The sequence below is a fragment of the Cytobacillus sp. FSL K6-0129 genome, from assembly GCF_038007625.1.
In the GTDB taxonomy this organism is placed as follows: Bacteria; Bacillota; Bacilli; order Bacillales; family Cytobacillaceae; genus Cytobacillus; species Cytobacillus kochii.
In genome coordinates, this window is the sequence record NZ_JBBOXM010000009.1 from 1 (window position 1) to 2,302 (window position 2,302).

3 protein-coding genes and 1 pseudogene are annotated in these 2,302 nt (G+C 48.8%); all 4 read right to left on the minus strand.

Features of this window, described 5'->3' with window-relative positions:
• Positions 1–716 (minus strand): annotated as a pseudogene (locus MHI57_RS24970) (DnaB-like helicase C-terminal domain-containing protein); the annotation flags it as partial.
• A 15-nt stretch (positions 717–731) separates the two neighbouring features.
• Entirely contained in the window at positions 732–1,127 is a 396-nt protein-coding gene (locus tag MHI57_RS24975; protein WP_340978967.1) for a beta-sandwich lipoprotein, read from the minus strand.
• A 20-nt stretch (positions 1,128–1,147) separates the two neighbouring features.
• Entirely contained in the window at positions 1,148–1,669 is a 522-nt protein-coding gene (locus MHI57_RS24980) for a hypothetical protein (protein WP_340978969.1), read from the minus strand.
• On the minus strand, positions 1,662–2,302 hold a 641-nt coding region (locus MHI57_RS24985; RefSeq protein WP_340978971.1), incomplete at its 5' end, for a DNA replication protein. The genes MHI57_RS24980 and MHI57_RS24985, both read right to left, overlap by 8 nt.

The window sequence follows — 2,302 nt, forward strand, 5'->3', positions numbered from 1 at the left end:
GCCACGCCGGCTCTAGCGCTAATTGAACTATATGCGCGCGCCATCCATTCAAACCGCGACATTTCCATTGACCAAACGAGCACGTTCGCTCCTTGCGCTGCGGATTCGATGATTTCCTCCATTGTGAATACGGATTTACCGCGCCCTGATCGACCGTACCACGTATACATGTTTCCGCTTAAGTAGCCGCCTATCTGCTCATTAATTGTCGCGAATTTAGACCGCCAAATCTTAAATGACTCGCCATCCTTACGCTTAAGGTATTCATCGAGGAAGGTTGTTGCGTCCTGCTTAACGTCCGTTCCCACTTTACTACGGACGTTTGTTCTAATTATAGCTTGTTGAAGTCGTTCTTGCAACTTCTTAATTACGTCATTTCCGTCCGCATTCTCGGTCAACTCGCGCTCAAGCCAGCCGCTATTAACCATTTCAATAACTTCCGCTTTAGCCGATGCGCTTTTAATTTTGCCCGCCAAGTGTTCGTAACTGTCGCTAATTTCCGGCTGATACCAGTCCGCGAAAGTTGGATGCTCGGACGCCACTGTCGCGATGCTTGGCGCTTGCCCCCGATTGCGTTCCGCATAGTCACGAACGAACCGGAAAACGGCTCGCTCGCTTTCTGTCGGGAAGTCGCGCTCCGTGATGCCAAAGCGCATGAAGGCTGACGGATCGTTGGCGTCAATTACCTTTGAAAGCAAAAATGTTCCGTATTGCAATTGCGTTCGCCTCCTTTATTTGCTTGTTTGAAGTTCGATGTCTGGTATTACAGCTTCCGGACGGATAATGACTTTATAATGAAAAGGGTCTTCTTTTTTAGCATCTAATTGTTCTGCGAAAAAGCTCACGTTGTCGCTCAAACCTAGATAATGTTTTTTGTATTCGTCTTTCCCTACTTTACAAGTGACCGTCATTCGTCTATCACTGTCTTGATTTCCGAGAGAACAAAGACCTTCAATAACTAATAAGTCTCTGTCAGTAATTCCGTTGAAGAAAACAACCTTTCGTTGAACCTCGAAAGAATCGGCAGATTTTGATAAGTTCTCAGATACGGTATCTGCTTCAGTACATCCGACCAAAATCCCAACAACAATTATTCCCAAAACTATCGCCTTAATTTTCTTCCCCATATTCATCAACCTTTCGGATTTTATTTTGTTTCGCTAACCTTACGCAATTCCTCGTCAATCTCCGCAATCCTTTCCACCCTATCTTCCGCATCACTATCCGCATACCACTTGCGCCTATCCAGCAGATTATCAATCGACTCTGCTTGCTCTTTTCGCGCCTTTTTCCTGCGTTCAGCCTCTTGCGCAGATAGTTCGCGTGCTGATGGCTTTGGTGCTTCCTTCTCCTTTTTGCTTCCGCCGAACCCAAATTCTCCGAAATAATACATCGCTAAATCCTCCTCGTAATTTAGTTTCGCAGCCTTTGGCAGATTCGCTCGCAAGTATTCGTCCGCCTGCGCCGCGTCAGCCACTAACGTCAAGTCACCCTCGTCAGCTTCGAGCCAATCGCCGCGACTGCAATCGATTAGCTCGTAAACTATTTCGTCCCACTGTTCATGCGGATAATAATGACGTTCCTCGCGAAAGCCGTCGACTTGAAAGATGATGTCCGGATAGCCGTCTACGGAAACTAAATCCCCGAAAGTGAAGTCGGGTTTATTCACGTCGCATCCCCCTTTTCGATTCTCCTTCGAAATGAATTGGCGCACACATGTCGCGAATCCTATCGTAAAGGCGCGCGTCAAATATATGCGTCAGCTCTTCCATCGCAAGATTGCTCGTATAAATCGTAGGCTTGGCGCTTGCCACGCGCGCATTAATCGAGCTATGCAAATCGGCTCTGTAGCCCTCGGTTGCTGATCGAACGCCAATGTCATCATAAACGGCGAATGGCGCTTCCTCTGCCGATGCTAGACGGCGATAATATTCCTTGGAGGACTTCTCCGCCACTTCACGCGCGATGCCCGACCGATTAAACTTGTTGTATAGCGTCTGTAGCTCGTTTACGTCGAGCCAATATGCCGGCTGCTGTAGCGCCTTCCTATCGCGCTTCAAACTGCCGAGGTAATGTGCCGTTAGCCATGCGTTAAGCGTTGCCGCTGCTGAAGTTGTCTTGCCGGTGCCGGGCGATGCGCTCCAAAGGTAGAGCGACTTTATACGCGATGCATCTTCGTCGAATTGCCGTTCGAACGTTTTCACATACGCGTCCAGTGCGCCATAGGCTTTCGGCTGGCTTGCGCGCGCTGGCGAATTAGTCATTGTTACTTTTGCGTAGTCTGTCGGCACGCCTGCCGCTG